Here is a 21,748-nt window from a genome sequence, read left to right as displayed (position 1 = left end):
GCAGTTTATAGCTTTCAATCGGCCGTTAGGTCATAACTAAACCCAGATAAAAGGATATAATTATGCAGGAACCATTTTATATAAAAAAAATTGCAGTTTTGGGTGCCGGGGTCATGGGGGCGCAAATTGCTGCTCATTGCGTTAATGCCGGCATATCCTGTCTATTATATGATTTGGCAGCCAAAGACACTAACAAGAACAGTATTGTCGATAAAGCGATTGCCAATCTGGTTAAGTTAAAACCTGCTCCGTTGGGAACTGCCAAAACTGCTGCGCTTTTACAGGCGAGAAATTATGATGAGCATCTTGAAGACCTCAAATCCTGCGATTTAATTATTGAAGCGATTGCTGAAAGAATGGATTGGAAAGAGTCGCTTTATCAAAAAATCGCCCCGTTTGTGGGTGACAAAACTGTTTTGGTGAGTAATACCTCTGGTTTGAGCATTAATGCGTTGGCTGAGGTACTGCCCGCCTCATTACGAGAGCGTTTTTGCGGTGTTCATTTTTTTAACCCGCCGCGCTATATGCATCTCGCAGAATTAATTCCGGCGACTACTACTTCCAATACCTTATTGACTCATCTGGAAACCTGGTTAACCAGTTACCTGGGCAAAGGGGTTGTTCACGCGAAAGATACTCCCAATTTTATCGCAAACCGCATTGGAGTTTTCTCGTTATTGGCTACACTGCACCATGCTGAAGCAATGCAGATTGGGTTAGACGAAGTAGATGCCATTACCGGCTCATTATTGGGCCGTCCCAAATCAGCGACATTTCGGACAATGGATGTGGTGGGTTTAGACACAATGAAACATGTGGTTCATACCATGTATGAGCAATTGAAAGATGATCCCTGGCATGACAGCTTTGTGTTGCCTGCCTGGTTAGAAAAAATGATCGAGCAAGGCCATCTGGGTCAGAAAAGCGGACAAGGCATTTATCGTAAACCCGGAAAAGTGATCGAAGTGTTTGACAGACAAACAGAGGAATATCGTCCGGCCGGCGGCGAAATTAGTTCTGAGTTAAAGTCAATTATGTCTGAACGCGACCCACAAAAACGAATGAGTGGCTTACTTTCTTCAAAAGACCGACAGGCTCAGTTTTTGGCTGCCTGCTTTCTCGATTTATTCCATTATTGCGCCTATCATCTTGAATCGATTGCCAATAATGTACGCGATGTGGACCTTGCCATTCGCTGGGGATTTGGTTGGGCTCAGGGGCCTTTTGAAACCTGGCAGCAGTCTGGCCTTGAATCTATGATTACAGCGATTAAGGATGCGATATCCAAAGGATCGTCAATGAGTAAGGCTGAGTTGCCTGCATGGCTTTCCAGAGTCCATCAGTTTTATCATGAAGGGGGCGCCTTCTCACCTCAAAGCATGAGCTTTATCCCTCGCAGCTCGCTTTCTGTCTACCACAAGCAATATTTCCCGGAACTCGTATTAACTGAGCATCCAGCACAACTGGACAAATTATATGAAAATGAAGGCCTGACCTTATCCCGCTTCAAAAATGATATCGGTTTAATTTCCTTCAAAAGCAAGGCGAATACGATAGGTCAGGCAGTCCTGGATGGCATGGCTGCTGCTATGGATATTGCCGAAAGGCATTGCAGAGGCGTTATCGTATACCAGCAGGATGCATCCAATTTTAGTTCAGGAGCCGACTTAAAAGGGGTTGGTGGATTGATTCAGAAAAATGATTTTGCTGCATTGGAAACGATGCTTAAGCAATTTCAACAGACCGTGCTACGTTTAAAATACAGTCCAATTCCCGTGGTTGCCGCATTAAGAGGGCGTGCTTTGGGCGGTGGATGTGAATTGATTATGCATTGCGATGCAGTGGTCGCCGCATTTGAATCCTACCCTGGACTTGTTGAAGCAGGAGTTGGCTTGATTCCGGCAGGTGGTGGAACAAAGGAAATGGCAATGCGAGCTGCCGACAAAGCGCAGGATGCCGATCTGCTCCTTTTCCTTAGCCCTTATTTTCAGCAAATCGCAACAGCCACTGTTGGCGCAAGTGCCGCTGATGCTCAACAACTGGGCTATCTGAAAAATACGGATACCTGGGTTATGAATAGCCATGAAGTATTATATGCGGCATTGTCGCGCGTTGAATCAATATTAGCAGCCAACTATCAACCACCTATTCGGAGTGTTGTCTTTAAAGTTGCTGGAAGAGAAGGTTATGCCCGATTACAAGCCGGATTGATTAACTGGCTGGAAGGCGGCTTTATTTCCAAATATGATTATTATCTCGCAAGTCAGCTCGCATCTGCTATCTGCGGTGGGGATGTGAATAATGGTACGATGGTTAATGAAGACTGGATGCTCAAGCTGGAGCGCGAAGCATTCATGAATCTGGCCCGCAATCCGTTGACGCATGCGAGAATCAGTTCTTTGCTGGAAACAGGGAAGCCATTGCGCAATTAATAGGAGACTTGATAATGACTAATGTTTATGTTGTGGATGTATTGCGTACACCGGTTGGCAAGGCTCCTCGAGGCGTATTCAGGCATACTTTGCCTGACGATTTGCTGGCTCACACAATACGATCTTTAAGGGAACGAAATAGTACCGTGGATTGGGAAGCAGTTTGTGATGTGGTCATTGGCTGCGCCATGCCTGAAGCCGAGCAGGGGATGAATGTGGCTCGTATTGCGTCTTTACTGGCTGGAATGCCTCAGTCTGTTCCGGCGATGACTATTAATCGATTCTGTTCCTCAGGTGTACAGAGCATTGCTACGGCGGCTGCTTCACTTATTCAGGGGAACCATTTGCTGGCTCTTGCTGGCGGTGTTGAAAGTATGTCAATGGTTCCTTTAGGAGGAAACAAATATACTGCAAATCCTGCCATTTTTGAAAACGAGCAGGTAGCTATTGCTTATGGAATGGGAATAACGGCGGAGAATGTTGCTAAGCAGTGGAGTGTATCCAGAGAGGAACAGGATCAATTTGCTGCTCAAAGCCACGCCAAAGCAACTGCTGCTCAACAAAAAGGCTATTTCAATGCCGAGATTGTGCCTGTGGAGATTATCGATCGCAAAGCAGACCTCAATCACCTGGAAGTCAATTCACAAAAGAAATTGATAAGTAAGGATGAAGGCCCACGAGCGGATACTTCTTATGAAATGATCTCTCGGCTGAAACCTGTATTTGCTGCCAGAGGTTCGGTGACAGCAGGTAACAGTTCTCAAACCAGTGATGGGGCTGGAATTGCCTTGCTGGCCAGCGAGCAGGCCCTGAAGCAATTTGATTTGCAGCCTATGGGAAGATTACTTGGCTATGCTGTAGCAGGTGTTCCTCCTGAGGTGATGGGGATTGGGCCAATCAATGCAATCCCACTGGCATTAAAGCAGGCTGGTCTTTCTATTGATCAGTTGGACTGGATTGAGTTGAATGAAGCGTTTGCGGCGCAAGCTTTGGCTGTGATAAAAACCTTAGGCTTACCGCCGGAAAAAGTAAACCCGCTTGGGGGAGCTATTGCCTTAGGCCATCCTTTGGGAGCAACAGGAGCAATCAGAACGGCAACCCTTCTTCATGGCCTTCGTCGTATCAAAGGAAAATATGGCATGGTCACCATGTGTATAGGTACAGGAATGGGTGCCGCAGCAATTTTTGAAGCAATGTAAACATTATCTTATTGTTCGCAAATTATATCCAAACGTTTCACCTGCGCCGTAAGATCCTGGATAAATACAATCAGGATCTGCGGCGAAATAAATACAGACGTAAATATTTCATAATTTTCCTTCATAAAGCCTTCTCTTGGTTGAATTATAAGCTGCATGGCCTACTCTTGTAATAAGAGGCTGTATTTTCCTGGAGTATCCATGCGTTCTTTAATTTTCGCAGCGTGCCTTGCAAGCAACCTGGCATTCGCTGATGAGATCATTGGTTTTTCAGCGTTTGAAAATGGTGATTACACTACCGCCTATCCCCATTTAGTTCAATCTGCGGAACAAGGAAATGATGATTCCATGTATTTGCTTGGCCGAATGTATCAATATGGCTATGGAGTAAACAAAGACGCTGTCAAAGCAGCCGATTGGTATCGTAAAGCTGCTGCTAAAAATAATTCACTGGCTCAATTAAGTCTCGGCTTTTTATATGACACGGGGCAGGGAATGAAACAGGATTATAAAGAAGCCTTTAACTGGTATATGAAATCTGCAGAACAAGGCAATGCGATCGCCCAGCGAAATGTAGCATTAATGTATGCCACCGGTGACGGGGTAAGAAATCCCGATGACAGCAAGGCATTTGAATGGTTTAAAAAATCAGCAGAACAAGGCTATGCGAAAGCTCAGGTCAATCTCGGCTATCAGTATATGATGGGAATGGGAACAGACAAAGATGTAGAGAAAGCCTTTTACTGGTATGATAAAGCCGCATCTCAAGGCGATGCTAAAGGGGAATACAGTATTGCCCTTTTATATACTGGTAAATATGGTATCACCGAAGATCAGACAGCCGCCACCTATTGGTTTTCAAAAGCTGCCGTTCAGGGGCATCGAAATGCTCAAGCCTATCTGGCTTACCAATATTTGAATGGTTTGGGAATCGAAGCTGATCCCAGAAAAGCCGCTTACTGGTATCAGCTTGCTGCTGAAAAAGGCCATTCTCAGGCGCAATCGGAATTAGGACAGCTGTTAATGAGTGGTACTGGTATCGATAAAGATTACCAGCAAGCTGCTTATTGGTTCACAAAGGCCGCTGCCCAGGGTAATGTCACTGCACAAGGTAAATTAGGTTATTTGTATCTGGCAGGTTTGGGTGTAGGTCAGGACAACACCAAAGCCTATGCCTGGTTGAAGCTGGCATCGCTAAATAATAACGAACAGGCTAAGAAAGAATTAGCTCGATTAGAGCCTCGTTTAACCTCAGAAGAAAAGCAATCTGGCGATCAGTTATATTATGTTCTGAAGAACACAAAGCCAGTTCCGGAAGGGCAAGAGGACGAGTAAATGGAGTGTTTCACAGACTATTAATGCTTTCGCTAATCAGGTTAATCGTCAATTTTCCATCTTTAGTTTTTTGTCGTTTGAAAATGGTATAACTGACCATATTCAAATCCTCACTGCTTACATTGGCAATACTTAAGAAAAACTCGCTTTCAAGCGTGATTAGTTCAGCGCGTATATTAAATTTTCGTAATAGTTTGGTGATTTTTTTCAAATCACTAAATCCTTTTTGACCACGCGCCTCAATAATCTGATCAACCTGGCCGGGGTCTAAACTGTTTCCAAGAGCTGCAAGTACTGGCCGCGAAGCGGTATTCAGATTGATTGTCGTGATTTCAGGCAAACTTATTGTATAAGGCTCCAGAGCTTGATAAGTGTTTGCATCCACACCTTTTATCAGACGCAGCTCAGTGACACTGGTCATGAACTGCTGGCTTGGATAGTATGGCGGTTTTTGTTTTATATAATAGGATACAAACTGATCCTGACCCCGCCCCGGCTGATAAGGGCTAATCCATTGAAAAATGGCATCGGCAATAGCCAGACGCTGCGGCCTCTTAAGCTTGGGTAAGACTTGTTTGAGAAGATGAAAAAAAAGCAGGTTGTAGCGCTTATCGGCCACATTATTCAGATTGAACCGACCTTGCAGATCATAAAGGCCGCCCTGAATACGGATGTTCGGATAGAGACCCTGCATTTTCGCCGGAAAATCCATTAATTTACCATTCGGATCAGAGGACAAAAACAAACGGGATTTATTACTTAGCTCTCCCATTGCCCAAAATGATACGGCCTGAGATGCTAAATAGAGATCATCACTTTGAATGGCGATGCGGGTATGGTAGATATCCAGTTGCAGCCGGCTGCTCATGGCGGTAGCGGCAATTGCCACCAGCGTCATAATAAACAAGGCCGAAATAAGTGCACTTCCCCGATTCAGGAGAGAGGACTTCTCATGCGTCACTTGCATTGAGGAATCAGACAATTTTTGCATAGAGTCCTTCCGGCAGAATAAATAAAAAGGTGGCAGTTCCCCAATCGCCAAGTTCAATTTTAAGTTGGACTGCTTTCGGTAAGGTTGGTGTATTTCCAGGGCTGGAGACACTGGACTCCCGCCACTCTGGTAAAACCTGCAGGTTTTGATCGAGATAGGCAAATTTGCAGTTTTTTATATTTTCCAGCAAGGTTTTATCATGATAATTATTGCGATTGACAGCATCCAGAGCATCCCAGCTTCGTCTGATTAACTTATCCCCTTTACAAAGCCAGGCAATCCGTCTCAAACTGCTTTTCTTCTCAACACTGTAAGGATTGGTTAATCCTCCACGAGTAAACTCAAGATATAACGGTTGGCCAGTAAACGCGGGGAACAAACGCATTTCGTTTCCCCGGACAGGACGACTGGTTATTTGCTCAGTATCCCGTTCAATCATAATAATAGCCATTTGCAAATCAACCAGACGTTCAGCCTGTTCAGTGACGCGGCTACGAGTATTAAATGCGTAATACATTGCGGAAGAGGTCAGGGTGGCCATAATGGCAAACACAGCTAAAGCAATCAAAATTTCAATCAGCGTGAATCCCTTATTAACTCGCATGACGGTACCTGAATGCGATTACCGGATCTGTAAACGGTCCTGCCTGATTTTTACTGGTAGTAATAATTAATTGCTGCAAGGATTTAATGGGCGTCTGGACGAGTTTTACACGCCAATACCAGCGCTGGCCAAACATCGTGGTTATCTGCGTAACTTCCTGGGTCGTTGTTACTGATAATAGCCCCAGCTGTACCATTGCTGCTCCCTGAGTACTAATCCATTGTGTAATCATTTTCTCCTTAAGGCGCTGAGTATGAGCAACATCCTGAGCGGTGGCCTTCACCAGTGCAGTTAGTGCTATGGCAATAACTGCAAGAGCAAGCAGAACTTCTATTAAGGTAAAAGCCTGAACTGTTTTTCTGACCTTTAATTTCATTTTTTTCCGGATTTAATGAAAACTTCCCCATCATGCTGGCCAATAACATTCAGTTGTTCAGGATTAGTTTCTGTGCCAAAACTGAGCGTGAAAGCAGACATATTCCCCGTGGGATTAATAATAATATCAGGGAGTTTAGTATTATTTTTAATAGTGGTTTTGAGTGTGACCAGAATATTCTTAGGGAAGGTTTGCCAATGAAAAAGACCTTTCCCCGGCATAGGCTCCCAGGTTTTTGCCTCAACAAAACGATAGGTGCCATATCCTTCCTTGTTAACATTAATTCCCAGGGTATTCATTTCCAGAATGGCACGCTGCTGAACGAGTTTAATATAGTTTACAAATTGCTCTGCACTGAGTTGAACTCGTCGACTGGCTCCGAAATCACCAAAAGCAAGAAGGGTAACACTGGCGGCGATTCCAACAATTAAAATGACCACCAGTATTTCAATTAATGTAAATCCTCGTTCATTTGGCATCCCAGTTTCCAATTTCGGCATTGATTCCTGTGCCGCCGGGCTGACCTTCAGCACCCAGGGTAAAGACATCCACATCGCTGTGCTCGCCCGGATTCAGATAAAGATAGTCACGTCCCCAGGGATCTTTGGGCAGCGATTTGAGGTATTGCTTCCAGTCACGAGGTGTTGGACTGGTTGTTGGTTTTTCAACTAATGCTAAAAGTCCCTGATCCGTACTGGGATAAAACCCATTATCGAGCTTGTATAGATCGAGCGCGTTTTGTATGGCGAGAACATCCTGCTTTGCTTTAACGACACGGGCTTCATCCGGTCTGCTGATGATTTTGGGAACCACAATAGAGGCGAGAATACCCAAAATGACCACTACAACCATAATTTCAATCAAAGAAAACCCTTTTTGAAATTTCATACCTGCTCCTGGTAATGTCTGAATTTGATTATAACGTAATGAAAACGGTTCTGGCTACAGCAAGACGACTTAGCCTAACTCACTAGTTGCTCCATTGAAAATATAGGAAGTAAAGTGGCAAGAACGATGAATAAAACGACAGCTCCCATCATTAAAATTACCAGGGGTTCAAGCAAGGTGAGAGCTGTGTCAATGAGTCGACGAACCTCGGCATCCATATGGGAGGCGGCGCGCTCCATCATGGTAGCAATCTGTCCACTTTTTTCACCACTCGCAATCAGATGAATTGCCATTGGATTTAAAAAGCCGGTTTCTTTCAAGGCATGGCTGATAGATGTACCTTCACGTACGCGAGTAGCTGCCACATCAAAGGCCTGGCGCATGACCAGATTGGTAATAAGGCTTGCTGAAACACGCATGGTTTCAAGTACGCTCACTCCTGCAGCGAAAAGGATTCCAAATGTGTGGATATAGCGTGCTACGTTGACCGAGCGGCTTAGATAGGATATGACTGGTAATCGTAGCAGTAGTTTGTGCCATCCGGTTTTAATTTTGATATTTCTCAGGCTGCGCCTGAATCCAACAATTAAAAGGACGATGGAGCCAACCACATAAAGACCATAATGCTTGATGAAATCACTTAAGATGATTAGAAGTTTCGTCATTTCGGGCAGCGTTTGGCCGCTGCTGGTGAATACTTCAATAATTTTGGGAACAACGAAGGCTAAAAGGAAGCTGATGATTGCAGTAGAAACGATAATCATAAGCGAAGGGTAGATTAAAGCCTGCAGGATCTTTTGCCGGGTTTCCTGCTGGTTTTCAGTATAGTCTGCCAGTTTCTCAAGCACCATATCCAGGCGGCCGGTTTGTTCTCCAGCGCCTACGGTTGCTCTGTATAATTCAGGGAAGGCGTTAGGGAATTCGCCCAAAGCCTGCGCCAGTGAATAGCCTTCGAGGACTTTCGCCCGTACACCAATCACCAACTCTCTGGCCTTGTCCTTTTCGGTTTGCTCGCTGACCCCCTGCAAGGATTCTTCAACAGGGATTCCGGCGGCTAGCAGGGTGGCTAACTGGCGAGTTAACAAGGACAAATCCTGCGCTGAAAGTCGCCCCTTAACATGTGTTTGCTGTTTGTGTACCGCTTTGATTTGTGTGGGTATTAAACCTTTTTCGCGTAAAAGCTGTCGGGCTTGACGTTCAGAATCAGCCTCAATAACTCCTTTGGCGTTTGAGCCTGATTTATTTAATGCCAGATATTGATAGGCGGCCATAACTATTTTGCATTCAATTGCTTTTGACGAGTTTAATCTATTAGTTTTAATCTGTCACTTGGGTTACACTTTATAGCGGGTTATCTTGGAGAAAACAATGAGTAAGAAAGCAGTGTTTGATGCAATTAAGGAACATGAAGCAAAATTTGTTGATCTGCGCTTTACAGATACAATCGGGAAAGAGCAGCACATCAGTATCCCTGTTTCTTCAATTGATGATGATTTTCTGGAAAATGGCAAAATGATTGATGGCTCCTCCATTAAAGGATGGCAGAAAATACATCAGTCTGATTTGGCTTTGGTACCTGATTGCAGCAACATTCTACTTGATCCTTTTTATCAGGATAACACATTAATTATTCGCTGTAATGTGGTCGACCCCCTTACGATGATGGGATATGACCGTGATCCCCGTTCTTTGGCGCAAAGAGCCGAGGCTTATCTAAAATCCACAGGAATTGCCGATACTGCCTATTTTGGCCCCGAACCCGAATTCTTCCTTTTTGATGACGTGCGTTGGAAAACCAGTATTAATGGTGCGTTTTATTCCATTGACTCGGATGAGGCCCATTGGAACTCGGACAAAGTATTTGAAGGCGGCAATATTGGCCACAGACCTTCAGTTAAAGGCGGCTATTTCCCCGTTCCTCCTGTGGATTCTTCCCAGGATATCCGCTCGGCCATTTGTCTTACCCTTGAGTCGCTGGGTATTCCTGTTGAGGCGCATCATCATGAGGTGGCCACTGGAAACCAGTGCGAGGTCGCAACGCGTTATGACACTCTGGTCCACAAAGCGGATCAGATGCAAACTCTGAAGTATGTAATCCAGAATGTAGCACATAACTATGGCAAGACCGCAACCTTTATGCCCAAGCCGCTGGTAGGTGATAATGGCAATGGCATGCACTGCCACCAGTCTTTGGCCAAAGACGGTGTAAATCTGTTTACCGGAGATAAGTATGCAGGTTTGTCTGAAACCGCTTTATATTATATCGGCGGTATAATCAAACATGCCCGTGCGCTGAACGCGTTTACCAATCCGGCTACCAACAGTTATAAACGACTGGTTCCCGGTTTCGAAGCCCCTGTGTTATTAGCTTATTCAGCCAGAAATCGCTCGGCAGCTATTCGTATACCTCATGTCAGCAATCCAAAAGGGCGTCGTATTGAAGTACGCTTCCCTGATCCAACGGCTAACCCTTATCTTGCTTTCTCTGCAATGATGATGGCTGGTCTGGATGGTATTCAGAATAAAATACATCCAGGGCAACCAATGGATAAAGATTTGTATGATTTGCCTCCAGAAGAGCTGGTTGATGTGCCAACTGTATGCGCATCTCTTGAAGATGCAATTCGTCATCTGAGATCAGACCAGGAGTTCCTGTTGCAAGGTGATGTATTTAGCAAGGACTTTATTGAAAGCTACATCGCCCTGAGAGAAGCTGAGATAGCTCTGGTCAGAAGCCTGGTACATCCATTTGAGTTTGAGCTTTATTATAGTCTCTAAGCTTAGTTATCAGGCCTGCAGGTAAGCTCAGTTGTATAATCAATGTCTTCCCCGCGAAGGCGGGGACCCATCTCTGAGCGAGCTAAAATGCCAATTGAGGAATGGATTCCCGCCTTCGCGGGAATGACCAAATTACTTAACTTAATGGGCAGTGAGCCGAGGCCTGGTTCAAGCATATTAAAGGGAACCACTATGCGGAAATGCGGCTTGTTATTATGCTCATCTTTAATATTCTTAACGACAAGTGCGGTGCATGCTGATATTTATAAATGGACAGATAGTAATGGTAATGTTCATTTCAGTGATAAACCGCATCCTGGCGCTGAAAAAATAGAGCTTCCAGAAGCTCAGACCTTCGGGCCAGCCAACAACCAACCTGCCGATACAGAAAGTCAGCCCGTGACCGATGAAAAAGAAAACGAAGAAGAGGAAGAAAGCTACAGTTATCTGGCAGTAACTCAACCTCAGAATGAAGCAACAATCCGAAATAATCAGGGCTATATACCTATTATTGTGGATATCAAACCAGAGCTTAAAAAGGGAAATTTATTACAGATTATTTACGATGGCGAGCCATTAGGCGATCCGCAGGCCACAACTATTTTTGCATTAAATGATGTGAAACGAGGCAGTCATACTATTGCTGTTCAGGCTGTAGATGCTGAAGGCAATGTACTTTACACCAGCGAGCCGATCACCATCTTCATGCATCGTCCACGGGTTGGTATGGTTAAGCATCCAATTAAATAACTTATCTTTGAGTCTCGGCTCTTGAAATTTGAATTTCAATCCCTATATTAACCGGCAGCATAGACTATTTACCAAATTGTGTGGGTTCTGATATCAGGGCTCAGTACGGAAATTAGTCAATCTATTAATCACATCATTACTTAGCTGGAGAGTGACTTAAATGGCGAGCAAGCAGCAGACAATGGGGTTTCAAACCGAAGTGAAGCAAATGCTGAATATAGTGATTCATTCATTATATTCCAACAAGGAAATCTTTCTACGGGAATTAATTTCCAATGCCTCGGATGCACTGGATAAATTACGCTTCCTGGCATTATCTGATGCTTCTCTGTATGAAGGGGATTCAGATCTCAAGATTACTATTGATTGTAATGAAAAATTAAAAACCATTACAATTAAAGATAATGGAATTGGCATGAGCTGGGATGAAGCGGTCAGTAATCTGGGTACGATCGCCAAGTCTGGAACCAAGGAGTTCTTAAGTCAATTAACAGGTGAAAAAGCGAAGGATTCTCATCTGATTGGTCAGTTCGGGGTTGGATTTTATTCTGCATTTATTGTAGCGGACAAAGTTACTGTAAAAAGCCGTCGTGCTGGTTTATCTGCTGAAGATGGAATTGTCTGGGAATCCACCGGTGATGGTGAATTTACAATTGCCCAGGAAAACAAAGCGCATCATGGTACTGAAATTACACTTCATCTTAAAGAGGAAGATTTGGAGTTCGCGAGTGATTGGCGTATTCGCAGTATTATTACCAAATATTCAGATCATATTTGCTGGCCTATCGCAATGAAAAAAGCAGATGACGAGAATAAAGAATCATCTGACTTTGAAACGGTAAATAAAGCAACGGCTTTGTGGACCTTGCAAAAATCAGAAATCAGTGAAGACGAGTATAAAACACTCTACAAGCATATTTCTCATGATTTTCAGGAACCATTGATTTGGTCCCACAATCATGTGGAAGGCAAAAATAATTATATCAGCCTGCTCTATATTCCTTCACATGCCCCTTATGATTTGTGGCAACAGGAAACCAAGCATGGTTTGAAGTTATATGTTAAACGGGTATTTATTTTAGATGACGCAGCACAATTTTTACCCCGCTATCTGCGTTTTGTTAAAGGGATTATTGATGCCAGTGATTTACCTTTAAATATTTCCCGGGAAATTCTTCAGGATAATAAGCAGGTTGATTCGATTCGTGCCGCCTGCGCTAAACGAATATTAGGGATGCTTGAAAAACTGGCAGAACAGGAACCGGAAAAATATCAAAAGTTCTGGAATGAGTTTGGGCAGGTGTTAAAAGAAGGGCCTATTGAAGATTTCGTAAATCGGGAAGCAATTGCCAAACTTTTACGCTTTACCAGTACGCATACCAATTCTGAAAAACAAGATGTAACGCTGGCCGATTATGTTTCACGTATGAAAGAAGGACAGGATAAAATTTATTATATCACTGCATCCAGCTATAACGCTGCAAAACACAGTCCTCATCTTGAAATATTCAGAAAGAAAGGTGTTGAAGTATTACTGCTCAGTGATCGAATTGATGAATGGCTGGTTGGTTATCTTAGTGAGTTTGATGGTAAGAAACTGCAATCGATAAGCAAGGGTAAAATCGATCTGGATGTTGAAGATACTAATTCAGAAGAGGCCAAAAAAGAAGAAGAGTCTTTAAACCCCATGCTTAAGCAAATCCAGGATATTCTTGGCGATAAAGTTAAAGAGGTTGTTCTAACGCATCGTTTAACAGACTCACCGGCATGTATTGTTGCTGACGAGCAAGATATGGGATTGGAAATGCAAAGAATTCTGCAAGCTGCTGGACAGCAGGTTCCTGAATCTAAGCCAGTATTTGAAATTAATCCTCAACATGCACTGATTAAGCGTTTACATGGTATTGAGGATGACTCGCAATTTGGTGAATGGGTCACCGTTCTCTTTGAACAGGCAGTACTGGCAGAAGGTGGGCAATTGGATAATCCCGCAGATTTTGTGAGTCGTGTTAACAAATTGCTTCTGTCTGCGTAAATCAGCTAGATAGTGAACAATTCGTGATATATATATACCCCGTGTGGTTAACGGGGTATATCGTGGTTATTGAGCAACAATCAATGAAGGATATTATTCGTCAGTTAAACGAAAATATTTTGTACCGAAATAACGCTGTAATTTTTTTCTGATTGTACCACGACTTATACCCAGCATTTTTGCAGCTTGCAGCTGATTGCCTCGGCGTTTTTCCATTACTGCTTTTAAAAGAGGTGGTTCTACTTCAGAAAGAATCATGTCATAGAGATCAGTTATGGATTTGTTTTTGTTTTCAGCCAGGAAACGAGTTACAAGGCTGTAAACCAAATCCTGTAGACCTTGCTCTTGTCTTGTAGTTTGAGAAGAGTGTTGTGTATCAATGACATTCATCATAACTTCCTTATTTTAGTTAAATCTATCAATCCAATGCTTTTATACATTAAAAGCAAAATTAATTGTACATGAAGGTTAATTGATAATCTACTACCCTTTTTCATAAAAATAAGCAGTAATTTAGATCAAAAATCGGAACAAAATCAGTCAATTAACCTTGTTTTCAACCCTCAAAAGGCGGCTGGCCTGCTCTCGATTAAAATCATTTTCAAGATTGGCTATTGTAATAGTCGCAATTCCATTTCCTATTAAATTAGTAATTGAGCGAGCCTCAGACATGAAGCGATCAATACCAAGGATTAACACTAATCCTTCAACAGGCAGGGTGTGAAGAGAAGACAATGTTGCTGCTAAAACAATAAAGCCTCCGCCCGTGACTGCAGCAGCTCCTTTTGAAGTCAGCATGAGAATCAGCATCAGGAGCAGTTCGTCTTTAAGGCTCAAATCAATGTTAAAGGCTTGCGCAATAAATACGGTAGCTATGCCCAGGTAGATGGTCGTGCCATCCAGATTAAACGAATAGCCAGTGGGTAATACCAGACCCACCACTGATTTATCGCAGCCTAAGGTTTCCAATTTACTAATCATACGAGGTAGCACGGCCTCTGAAGATGAAGTGGCAAGGACAATGAGAATTTCTTCTTTAATAAAAATCAGAAAACGCCAGATACTAATGCCATTTAAACGGGCAATAATGCCCAATATAATGAAAATGAATAGAAAACAAGTCAGGTAAACAGTAAGCAGAAGCTTCCCGAGTGAAACCAGTGTTTCGATGCCATAACTGCCTACCGTAAACGCCATTGCCCCAAATGCGCCGATAGGAGCGAGTTTCATAATTAAATTCACCATGGCGAATAATACTGCCGACAATTCATCAAAAATATTGAGTAGATGCTGCACATCACGGCAGCGTATTATGGCGAATGCGGTTAATAAAGAGATTAAAAGCACTGGCAATATATCCCCTCTGACAAATGCTGAAATGAGAGTGTCGGGTATTATATTGAGAAAAAAATGACTGGAATCGAACTGCTCGGCCTGAGAAACATAGGATGCAATGGCTTGCTTATCAACAGTGTCTGCACTGATGTTCATACCGGAACCGGGCTGCATCCACTTGGCGGTAAAAATCGCAATAATTAAAGCTAAGGTGGTTACCAGCTCGAAATAAATAATCGCCTTGATTCCGATTCGGCCTACTTGCTTTATATCATTGGCCTGGGTTATACCCATGACAATGGTTAGAAAAATGATGGGTGCGATCATCATTCTAATCAGTTTAATAAAACCATCACCCAAAATTTGCATTTTGATGGCAAGAGGGGGGTAGAAATGCCCCAGCAGTGTTCCCAAAAAGATGCCGAGAAGCACCTTAAAATAAAGCTGGTGATAAACAGGTTTGCTCATTTATTTTTTCGTTGACTGGCGTCTTAAATAGTTTGAAAATCAGGTAATTTTCAAACAAGGATATTTCATACTAGCATGTTAAGACCATTCTTAATATGCTTCCCAATGCAAGGAATTCATATGAACGTTTTTGAGTGGCTTGATCGTTTAATCGCCTTCGATACAACCTCGAGAAATTCCAATCTTGAGTTGATTCATGATGTGCAGACTTTTTTGGAGTCTCAGGGAGTTCACTCATCGCTTATTCATGACAGCAAGCAGCCCAAAGCTAATCTATTTGCGAGTCTGCCAGCTTTTGATGGGAGTGTAGAGGGCGGCATAGTTCTGTCTGGCCATACTGATGTTGTACCAGTTGATGGTCAGCAATGGGAAACTGATCCTTTCAAAGCGACAGAAATTGCCGGGAAAATTTATGGGCGAGGTGCTTGCGATATGAAAGGTTTCATTGCGGTGGTTATGGCAATGATTCCCCAGTTTAAAGAAATGAGGCTTGCACATCCTGTCCATTTCGCTTTTTCATATGACGAAGAGGTCGGTTGTCTTGGAGCTCCTTTCATGATTGAGCATATTAAAAAGCAGGGAATTAATCCTGTAGCCTGTATTGTCGGGGAGCCAACCAGTATGCGGCCTGTGATAGCTCATAAAGGCAAGGAGTCATTCCGTTGCAGCGTGCATGGCGTAGCGGCTCATTCCTCCCTGACCCACCAGGGCTGTAATGCAATTGAATATGCAGCTGATTTGATTTGTTATATCAGAGGCATGGCCGATCGCTTCAGGCAGTCAGGTGTTCAGGACAAGCATTATGATATGCCTTGTACAACCTTAACCACCAATCTTATTAACGGGGGAAATTCATACAATACAATTCCGGCACTTTGTGAATTTATCTTTGAATTTCGTAATTTGCCAGAAGACAGCGCCAATGAAATTCGCGGCGAGATCAAGGATTATATTAATACTCGTTTATTGCCGAAGATGAAGCTGGAACATTCTGCCGCTAATATTATTCTCGATAATATCGCGGCCACCGCTGGTTTAAACACACCAGTCGATGCCGAGATTAATCAATGGGCCAGGATGGTGACGGGCGAGCAGGAAAAACTTAAAGTCGCGTATGCAACAGAAGCAGGTTTATTTCAAAAGGCGAGCATTCCCACAATAGTTTGCGGACCAGGGAGTATTGAACAGGCGCATCGTGCTAATGAATATGTGGACATTACCCAATTGCAGGAGTGTTCAAAGTTTGTAAGTCAGATGGTCAAAATGAAGTTTTCCAAAGGAGTTTAGGAATGCTAAAGCGTTTAAGTTGTCTTTCGCTGATATTTTTCTGTGCAAACACCATAAGCTTTGCCTCAGCAAATGGATTTTATATTGGCGTTAGCGGAATAAAAGATAATGCGGAATATGATTTCAAACGGGTTGAAACCGCCCCGTCAGGTCCGTTTCTGGACCAATTTCGCATTGATTGGAGCGGAGAGGGTTTTGCGGGGGAAGTGTTTGCTGGCTATCATTACCGCTTTATTGAGCGTTTTGATCTTGGCCTGGAGGCATTTTACGACAGGAGTTCAAACGATGGGGATATCGGTTTTTTGCAGTCGAATAGTCTTTATACTCGTGAATTAAGTGGTAAATATAAACAGCGATGGCAATACGGGCTTGCCCTTAAACCAGGATATTACATTACAGACGCTGTTCTTCTATATGGACGATTAGGGTGGATTAAAGACAATATTCAACTTAGTGGTCATATTATTCAGACCGGCTCTCTCGGTTTCTTTGCCGGGAGCTTTGCTTCAGACCAGGATAAGGAAGGATTACAATTAGGTATTGGAACGCAAATACAAATTATAAATCAGCTGCATCTGCGCCTGGAATGGGATTACAATTCCTTGAATAATTTTAGCAATAGTTCGCAGGTTAAATCATCGACAGGTCTGCAGTTTGTGACTTATCGAACGGCATTTAAGCCCAAACTTGAGCAATTCAAACTGGGTTTAAGCTGGGAGTTTGTTTAAAAACTCCTTGCATTTTTCCCGCTATCAGCTAAATTAAAAAGGCAGTTAAGTATCAATTTACTCCAAGTTACTCCAATCGAGGGATTGTTCCCTCACTCTGTTTTCATTACAGTGTTTTACTCTGTTTGGCTATTTAAAATTAAGATAATAAGGGAGTATTTATTATGGATAATCATTCTGAAATGGTTGTAAGAACCGACGATGTCATTGGTGTCGATGTTAAATCACCGGCCCTTGAGGATCTCGGTGAAGTAAAAGAAATCGTGCTCGATAAATTTAGTGGACAAGCAAGATATGTCGTTCTTGGCTTTGGTGGATTTATGGGGCTTGGTGAAGAGTATTATGCCTTCCCCTGGAAAAGCATCAGCTACAATAAAGACGAAGAGTGCTTCATTTTAAATGTGGATAAATCCAAATTAAAACGTGAATACGGCTTTGATAAAGACAATTGGCCTGATATGGCAACATGGCCTAATACTGTGGATCAGTATTATATCTAAGCCCGTAACTTGTGTTGTCCCCACAACCAGTGGGGACTGTATTGATATCAAGCTAGTGCGCATTCCTGGGTAGATAGTAAAATCTGTTTTCCAAGCTCGGTATGAATTCCTTCTGCATTCGCGGTAGCGAATGCCTGATGATATTTATCTGATAAATTTTTGATAGCTGCTTCAAGCGACTGATTGTCATGCAAATCTAATCTTTTTAACTTTTTAAAAATTCTGATGACACGGCTTAATACAAAGCTTGTATGATAAATACCCAGCATCGGCCTTAAATCACTGCGAATTGGAGAAGCATAGTGTTCATCCTCCTCGTTTAAAATCAGTGGATCATGAGCAAGAACGCTATTAAGGAATAGATGAGATGTTTCATGAACAAGATGCTCAATTAACAAAAGATTAGAAAATTCCGAGGTATTTCCATCAGGCAGAGACAAATAAATCGCTCCAAAAAACTTTGGGGAAGTCGCGCCGACAATTTGCACATCGCTTTTTACCAGATAAACAGCAGATACAAACGTCTCAATTTCTTCCATAAAGCAATTATCTGCTGATTTAATGAGTTGCAATGCATTTGAGACCTGGTTTTGGAATTCAAATAATTCACTTTGTGGGGGGGGATAAGCATTTAATGGATCTGAACCAAAGGCAATGTTGACTTCCTCGGCAAAGATCTTTTTTTCCCAGTCTTCCTGTAATCCCAAAGAAACCTGAGTTTCAGTAATAATCCACTGTGTGTTAAAAATAATATCGCGAATAATTCGATTTACTTCCAATACAGAATCGCTTCGCATCGCTTCCAAAAGCCAGAAATATTGGGCATAAAGCCAGGGAGAAATATAGTTTTTGCTCTCAGGCTCTAGTTGGTCGAGGCGAGCGATTAGCGCAGAATAATCTTTATCCAGAACCTGTTGGGCATAATTTATCAGTTTGATCAGACTGTGAATAAACCGATGTTTATAGGCTTCATGCAGAATGCTGGACATATTCCTTTGAGGAATGGCGTTAATCTTATCAAAGGGGAGATGATAGGCATTCATCATCTATAGCCCTGGTCTGCCATATCCATTTGAGGAACTGATTTTTTCCTCATCTTCCTTTATTTCTTCAGGGCGATTAAAAATAAGCACACTTCTCATAGTAGGAATTTTATCGTCAAGAATATTTTCAGGAATGCGGGTAAAAAACTGATTGGGATTGGAATTATTTTTTTTATTGATTGTCATAACTTACTCCTTGTTTTGAGCGAAATTCTAGCAACTGTTTTATATCAATTCAAATAATTTTTAGTCTCATCAGTACGTTCAGGCAATTATTTATCCAGATGCAGTGTATATAAATATGCCAAAATGTGATATATTGATTCTCTCAGTATCTATTGGAGCTAATATGAGCATCGAATTGACTCTTGGTGAAATTTGGGATAAAACAAATGGCAGTGAAGTAGAAAAAGCTCATGCTGTTTTGAAAGAATATTTTCAATCAAAACAGCCAAAACAAGGCATTTCGGCTTTGACAACCACCGGAGGTATCAAGGAACGCGCTATCCACTTGTTCAAACAACAAAAAGGCCTTGATGGAAAGCCGCTTAATAGTATCAGTGATTTGGTTATAGCAGCCGCGAGTATTAGTAACGGGCCTGCTTTAAGCATATATATTGGCGTTATATTAGATAGGCAGGAAAATAACAGACGCCCACAATGTGAAAACAGTCAGCCTTATCTCAGTATGTAAAAACAGTTATTTTCCCGCAGAAGACGGGATTTCTTACCATCAAAAAAGCAGGGATAAGAAGGCACCGCCTAGCAGCACTATTACCCCTGCCATCTGAATTAAATTGATTTGCTCTCCCAAAAGAAGCATTCCAAACAGTAAAACAAAAATGGGTTCAAGAACTGAGAGAATAGAGGCTTGAACAGTATTAAGATACTGTAATCCCTTCAACAAACACATTATGGGAAGGGCGGTACAAAGAATACTTAGGCCAAGCAAATTTATCCAGTTGTGAAAACCGTTGGGAACTGAGAACGATTGCTCAAGCCAGGCGGCAAAAAAACAAGTCGGTAAACAGCCTAAACACAGCATCAGACTGGCAGGTAAAGCGGGAACCGGGCTTTTTTTGCCGCAAATGATATACAGAGCATACAAAAATGCCGCAATCAGGCTAAACAAAATACCTGATAAATCCAAGTTTCCATTGATGCTGCCATGAGTTAATAAAATTAATCCGCAGCCAATCATTAACAGTACGGGATAATATAGTTTACTGATGGAAATGCGAAAAACCATTTTATTCGTGATCATTACCATCACTGGATAAGTATAGAAAATAATCATCGCTAAACCTGAACCAATATGCTTGCTGGCCTGAAAATAAAAAATCGCGCAGCTACTGTAAAAAAAACTGCCGCACAAAAAAAGCTTGAATAATTCAATTTTTGCGATACATGTTTTATTCAAAGAAGGTAATAGCATGAGCGAGAGGCAGATTGCCGATAATAAAAATCGCCAGAATTGAGTGTTATACACCGAAAGCTGAGCATTGATAAGGCTCATCCCAAAATAACCTAGTAGCCCAAATAAAAGCCCTGAAAGAAGGGTGTAAAAAATTCCTGCTTGCCTACTGGTGAAATTAAAGCTGGCAAATCGCAATATCGAGCTTCGCATTGCTATCTCTGATCTCGCGCATAGTACTCATTTCACATAAGCTTAAACTCAAACCATGATGTCCCAGCTGCATTTTGGGAACCATTCCTGAGGCTTTTTCCATACGCAGCAAAATGAGATGACAGGAAGAACGGGGCGGTAATTGCTGCTGATAAAATCCATTATTCAGGCTAATCTGAAAATAGTCGGCGCTGTTTCTCAATAAACTCAGGTAGATACTGACGGTATCATGTAAAAGACGCAGGGAGCCAAGCCATTGGCTCAACTGACTCTGTCTGAACTCTGGGTAAGATTCCATCCATAATATTAATTGAGGAGGATGCGCCTCACAGTCAAGATGCTGGCTGGATTGGGCGGTACGGATTGCATTTAGAAAAGGATCCTGATGAATATCATCACCAAAACGTCCGATGGTATTCGATAAAATCTGAATTTGTGTAAATAGGCGGGCATATAGCTCGGGAGAGAGCGCATTGCTTCTGTTAACGCTATGTTCTATGCGCATTAACTCTTTAAGAAATCGGCTTTTTAATTCAGGTTTTTGAATCAGTTGAACGGTTTCGATAAGCTTTTGCAAGGCATAGTGATGAATAACGGGATGATATTCGGCACATGCTTCTTTTATAATCTGATGCAGGCATTCAAGACGCAAGGCAATTTTGGGCAAGGAATGAGTCGCCAGTTGAAATGTAATTGTTTCTTGCTGCATTTAGAATGCTATCCTTAGCCGGCTCAATGGGGCTAAAATCGGATTAAAGATTTATGATCGCTTTAGCATGGCCAATTGTAAATACTTCTCATGCAAATTTTTGATATTATTTGTTAATTCATCCAGATTCCCATCATTTATCAGTAAATCATCTGCAATTGCTTTTCGCTCCTCGATACTGGGTTGAGACGCAATAATTTTTTTTGCCTGGGCGACATCACAGTGATCCCGGGCAATGACCCGGGCAATTTGCACCTCTTCATTGGCTATTAGTGCTAATATTCGATCCAGATAGGGATAGTTATTCCGATCCTTTAATAAGGGGATTTCAATAACGCTGTAAGTAGTTGAATTATGCCCGGCTACGCGCTCTGCGATTGTTTTTTGAATCAGAGGATGGAGTAAGGCTTCCAGCCAAAGCCTCTCTTTTGCATCGTCAAATATTATCCTTCGTAATGCGGCCCGATTTAATTCATTGCCGGCCGTGATTACCGAAGGGCCGAAATGGGCCTTGATAGTTTCTAAAACGGGAGAGCCGCTTTGGGTTAATTCACGAGCGATATCATCGGCAATAATAATATTAGCGCCCAGTGATTTAAACAGATTTATAACGGTTGATTTGCCGCTGGCAATATTCCCGGTCAAGCCAATGGTAAACATAGC

At 42.5% G+C, this 21,748-nt stretch carries 23 protein-coding genes; 10 read left to right on the top strand and 13 right to left on the bottom strand.

The window, feature by feature from the left end:
• Positions 1-62: 62 nt before the first annotated feature.
• The 3 genes from B1207_RS08970 to B1207_RS08960 all read left to right on the top strand — a co-directional run bounded on the left by B1207_RS08970 (position 63) and on the right by B1207_RS08960 (position 4,966).
• Positions 63-2,432, top strand: a complete 2,370-nt coding sequence (locus tag B1207_RS08970) for a 3-hydroxyacyl-CoA dehydrogenase/enoyl-CoA hydratase family protein (RefSeq protein WP_112219645.1) — start codon at positions 63-65, stop codon at positions 2,430-2,432.
• Positions 2,433-2,446: 14 nt separating this feature from the next.
• A complete protein-coding gene (locus B1207_RS08965; RefSeq protein ID WP_112219644.1) occupies positions 2,447-3,631 on the top strand; it encodes an acetyl-CoA C-acyltransferase in 1,185 nt (394 codons plus the stop codon).
• A 201-nt stretch (positions 3,632-3,832) separates the two neighbouring features.
• Positions 3,833-4,966: a tetratricopeptide repeat protein gene (locus B1207_RS08960; protein WP_112219643.1), complete on the top strand. Its 1,134-nt coding sequence runs from the start codon at positions 3,833-3,835 to the stop codon at positions 4,964-4,966.
• A gap of 10 nt (positions 4,967-4,976) precedes the next feature.
• Here B1207_RS08960 and gspK read toward each other — a convergent pair whose 3' ends face one another.
• From gspK to lspF, 6 genes are all read right to left on the bottom strand, one after another.
• Positions 4,977-5,957 carry a type II secretion system minor pseudopilin GspK gene (gspK, locus tag B1207_RS08955; protein WP_112219642.1) on the bottom strand — a complete coding sequence of 327 codons (981 nt, stop codon included), beginning with the start codon at positions 5,955-5,957 and terminating at the stop codon, positions 4,977-4,979.
• Positions 5,941-6,561 (bottom strand): GspJ family T2SS minor pseudopilin variant LspJ, encoded by a 621-nt coding sequence (lspJ, locus tag B1207_RS08950; protein WP_112219641.1) that lies wholly within the window; start codon positions 6,559-6,561, stop codon positions 5,941-5,943. Before lspJ ends, gspK begins: the two co-directional genes overlap by 17 nt.
• The gene (gene lspI, locus B1207_RS08945; protein WP_112219640.1) at positions 6,551-6,937 is read right to left on the bottom strand and encodes a GspI family T2SS minor pseudopilin variant LspI; all 387 of its coding nucleotides are present in this window, start codon (positions 6,935-6,937) and stop codon (positions 6,551-6,553) included. The genes lspJ and lspI overlap by 11 nt, the downstream gene beginning before the upstream one ends.
• Positions 6,934-7,416, bottom strand: coding sequence for a type II secretion system minor pseudopilin GspH (gene gspH, locus B1207_RS08940; protein WP_172458233.1), 483 nt, complete (start codon positions 7,414-7,416; stop codon positions 6,934-6,936). Before gspH ends, lspI begins: the two co-directional genes overlap by 4 nt.
• Entirely contained in the window at positions 7,406-7,825 is a 420-nt protein-coding gene (lspG, locus tag B1207_RS08935) for a GspG family T2SS major pseudopilin variant LspG (protein ID WP_058506534.1), read from the bottom strand. Before lspG ends, gspH begins: the two co-directional genes overlap by 11 nt.
• A gap of 74 nt (positions 7,826-7,899) precedes the next feature.
• Positions 7,900-9,096 carry a GspF family T2SS innner membrane protein variant LspF gene (lspF, locus tag B1207_RS08930; protein WP_112219638.1) on the bottom strand — a complete coding sequence of 399 codons (1,197 nt, stop codon included), beginning with the start codon at positions 9,094-9,096 and terminating at the stop codon, positions 7,900-7,902.
• A 97-nt stretch (positions 9,097-9,193) separates the two neighbouring features.
• On the opposite strand from lspF, the gene glnA reads away from it, so the two are divergent.
• The 3 genes from glnA (at position 9,194) to htpG (ending at position 13,388) form a co-directional block, all read left to right on the top strand.
• A complete protein-coding gene (gene glnA, locus B1207_RS08925) occupies positions 9,194-10,603 on the top strand; it encodes a type I glutamate--ammonia ligase (RefSeq protein ID WP_112219637.1) in 1,410 nt (469 codons plus the stop codon).
• Positions 10,604-10,690: 87 nt separating this feature from the next.
• The gene (locus B1207_RS08915) at positions 10,691-11,353 is read left to right on the top strand and encodes a DUF4124 domain-containing protein (protein ID WP_253255825.1); all 663 of its coding nucleotides are present in this window, start codon (positions 10,691-10,693) and stop codon (positions 11,351-11,353) included.
• 160 nt (positions 11,354-11,513) lie between these two features.
• Positions 11,514-13,388, top strand: coding sequence for a molecular chaperone HtpG (gene htpG / locus B1207_RS08910; RefSeq protein WP_112219634.1), 1,875 nt, complete (start codon positions 11,514-11,516; stop codon positions 13,386-13,388).
• Between the two features lie 93 nt (positions 13,389-13,481).
• On the opposite strand, the gene B1207_RS08905 is transcribed toward htpG, so the two are convergent.
• Both B1207_RS08905 and dctA read right to left on the bottom strand, forming a co-directional pair.
• Positions 13,482-13,778 carry a helix-turn-helix domain-containing protein gene (locus B1207_RS08905; RefSeq protein WP_058506529.1) on the bottom strand — a complete coding sequence of 99 codons (297 nt, stop codon included), beginning with the start codon at positions 13,776-13,778 and terminating at the stop codon, positions 13,482-13,484.
• Positions 13,779-13,928: 150 nt separating this feature from the next.
• Entirely contained in the window at positions 13,929-15,191 is a 1,263-nt protein-coding gene (gene dctA / locus B1207_RS08900; protein WP_112219633.1) for a C4-dicarboxylate transporter DctA, read from the bottom strand.
• A gap of 120 nt (positions 15,192-15,311) precedes the next feature.
• Here dctA and argE point away from each other — a divergent pair, with 120 nt between their 5' ends.
• The 3 genes from argE to B1207_RS08885 all read left to right on the top strand — a co-directional run bounded on the left by argE (position 15,312) and on the right by B1207_RS08885 (position 17,706).
• Positions 15,312-16,478, top strand: a complete 1,167-nt coding sequence (argE, locus tag B1207_RS08895; protein WP_112219632.1) for an acetylornithine deacetylase — start codon at positions 15,312-15,314, stop codon at positions 16,476-16,478.
• A 2-nt stretch (positions 16,479-16,480) separates the two neighbouring features.
• Complete coding sequence (locus tag B1207_RS08890) at positions 16,481-17,206, top strand: outer membrane protein (protein ID WP_112219631.1); 726 nt, start codon at positions 16,481-16,483, stop codon at positions 17,204-17,206.
• Positions 17,207-17,370: 164 nt separating this feature from the next.
• On the top strand, positions 17,371-17,706 hold the full coding sequence (locus B1207_RS08885) for a PRC-barrel domain-containing protein (protein ID WP_112219630.1): 336 nt from the start codon (positions 17,371-17,373) through the stop codon (positions 17,704-17,706).
• Between the two features lie 47 nt (positions 17,707-17,753).
• Here the strand turns inward: B1207_RS08885 and B1207_RS08880 are convergent, their stop codons facing one another.
• Positions 17,754-18,752 (bottom strand): aKG-HExxH-type peptide beta-hydroxylase, encoded by a 999-nt coding sequence (locus B1207_RS08880; protein ID WP_112219629.1) that lies wholly within the window; start codon positions 18,750-18,752, stop codon positions 17,754-17,756.
• Positions 18,753-18,935 (bottom strand): hypothetical protein, encoded by a 183-nt coding sequence (locus tag B1207_RS08875; protein WP_112219628.1) that lies wholly within the window; start codon positions 18,933-18,935, stop codon positions 18,753-18,755. It abuts the gene before it with no gap.
• Positions 18,936-19,098: 163 nt separating this feature from the next.
• On the opposite strand from B1207_RS08875, the gene B1207_RS08870 reads away from it, so the two are divergent.
• Positions 19,099-19,443: a hypothetical protein gene (locus B1207_RS08870; protein WP_112219627.1), complete on the top strand. Its 345-nt coding sequence runs from the start codon at positions 19,099-19,101 to the stop codon at positions 19,441-19,443.
• Between the two features lie 39 nt (positions 19,444-19,482).
• On the opposite strand, the gene B1207_RS08865 is transcribed toward B1207_RS08870, so the two are convergent.
• From B1207_RS08865 to coaE, 3 genes are read right to left on the bottom strand one after another with little or no spacing between them, the layout of a single operon-like run.
• A complete protein-coding gene (locus B1207_RS08865) occupies positions 19,483-20,376 on the bottom strand; it encodes a DMT family transporter (protein ID WP_112219626.1) in 894 nt (297 codons plus the stop codon).
• Positions 20,342-21,085: a cell division protein ZapD gene (gene zapD, locus B1207_RS08860; protein WP_058506520.1), complete on the bottom strand. Its 744-nt coding sequence runs from the start codon at positions 21,083-21,085 to the stop codon at positions 20,342-20,344. The genes B1207_RS08865 and zapD overlap by 35 nt, the downstream gene beginning before the upstream one ends.
• A gap of 51 nt (positions 21,086-21,136) precedes the next feature.
• On the bottom strand, positions 21,137-21,745 hold the full coding sequence (gene coaE / locus B1207_RS08855) for a dephospho-CoA kinase (RefSeq protein ID WP_112219625.1): 609 nt from the start codon (positions 21,743-21,745) through the stop codon (positions 21,137-21,139).
• Positions 21,746-21,748 lie beyond the last annotated feature (3 nt).

The sequence above is a fragment of the Legionella quinlivanii genome (assembly GCF_003265995.1).
In the GTDB taxonomy this organism is placed as follows: domain Bacteria; phylum Pseudomonadota; class Gammaproteobacteria; order Legionellales; family Legionellaceae; genus Legionella_C; species Legionella_C quinlivanii_A.
This window is presented reverse-complemented; position numbering and strand designations above follow the sequence as displayed.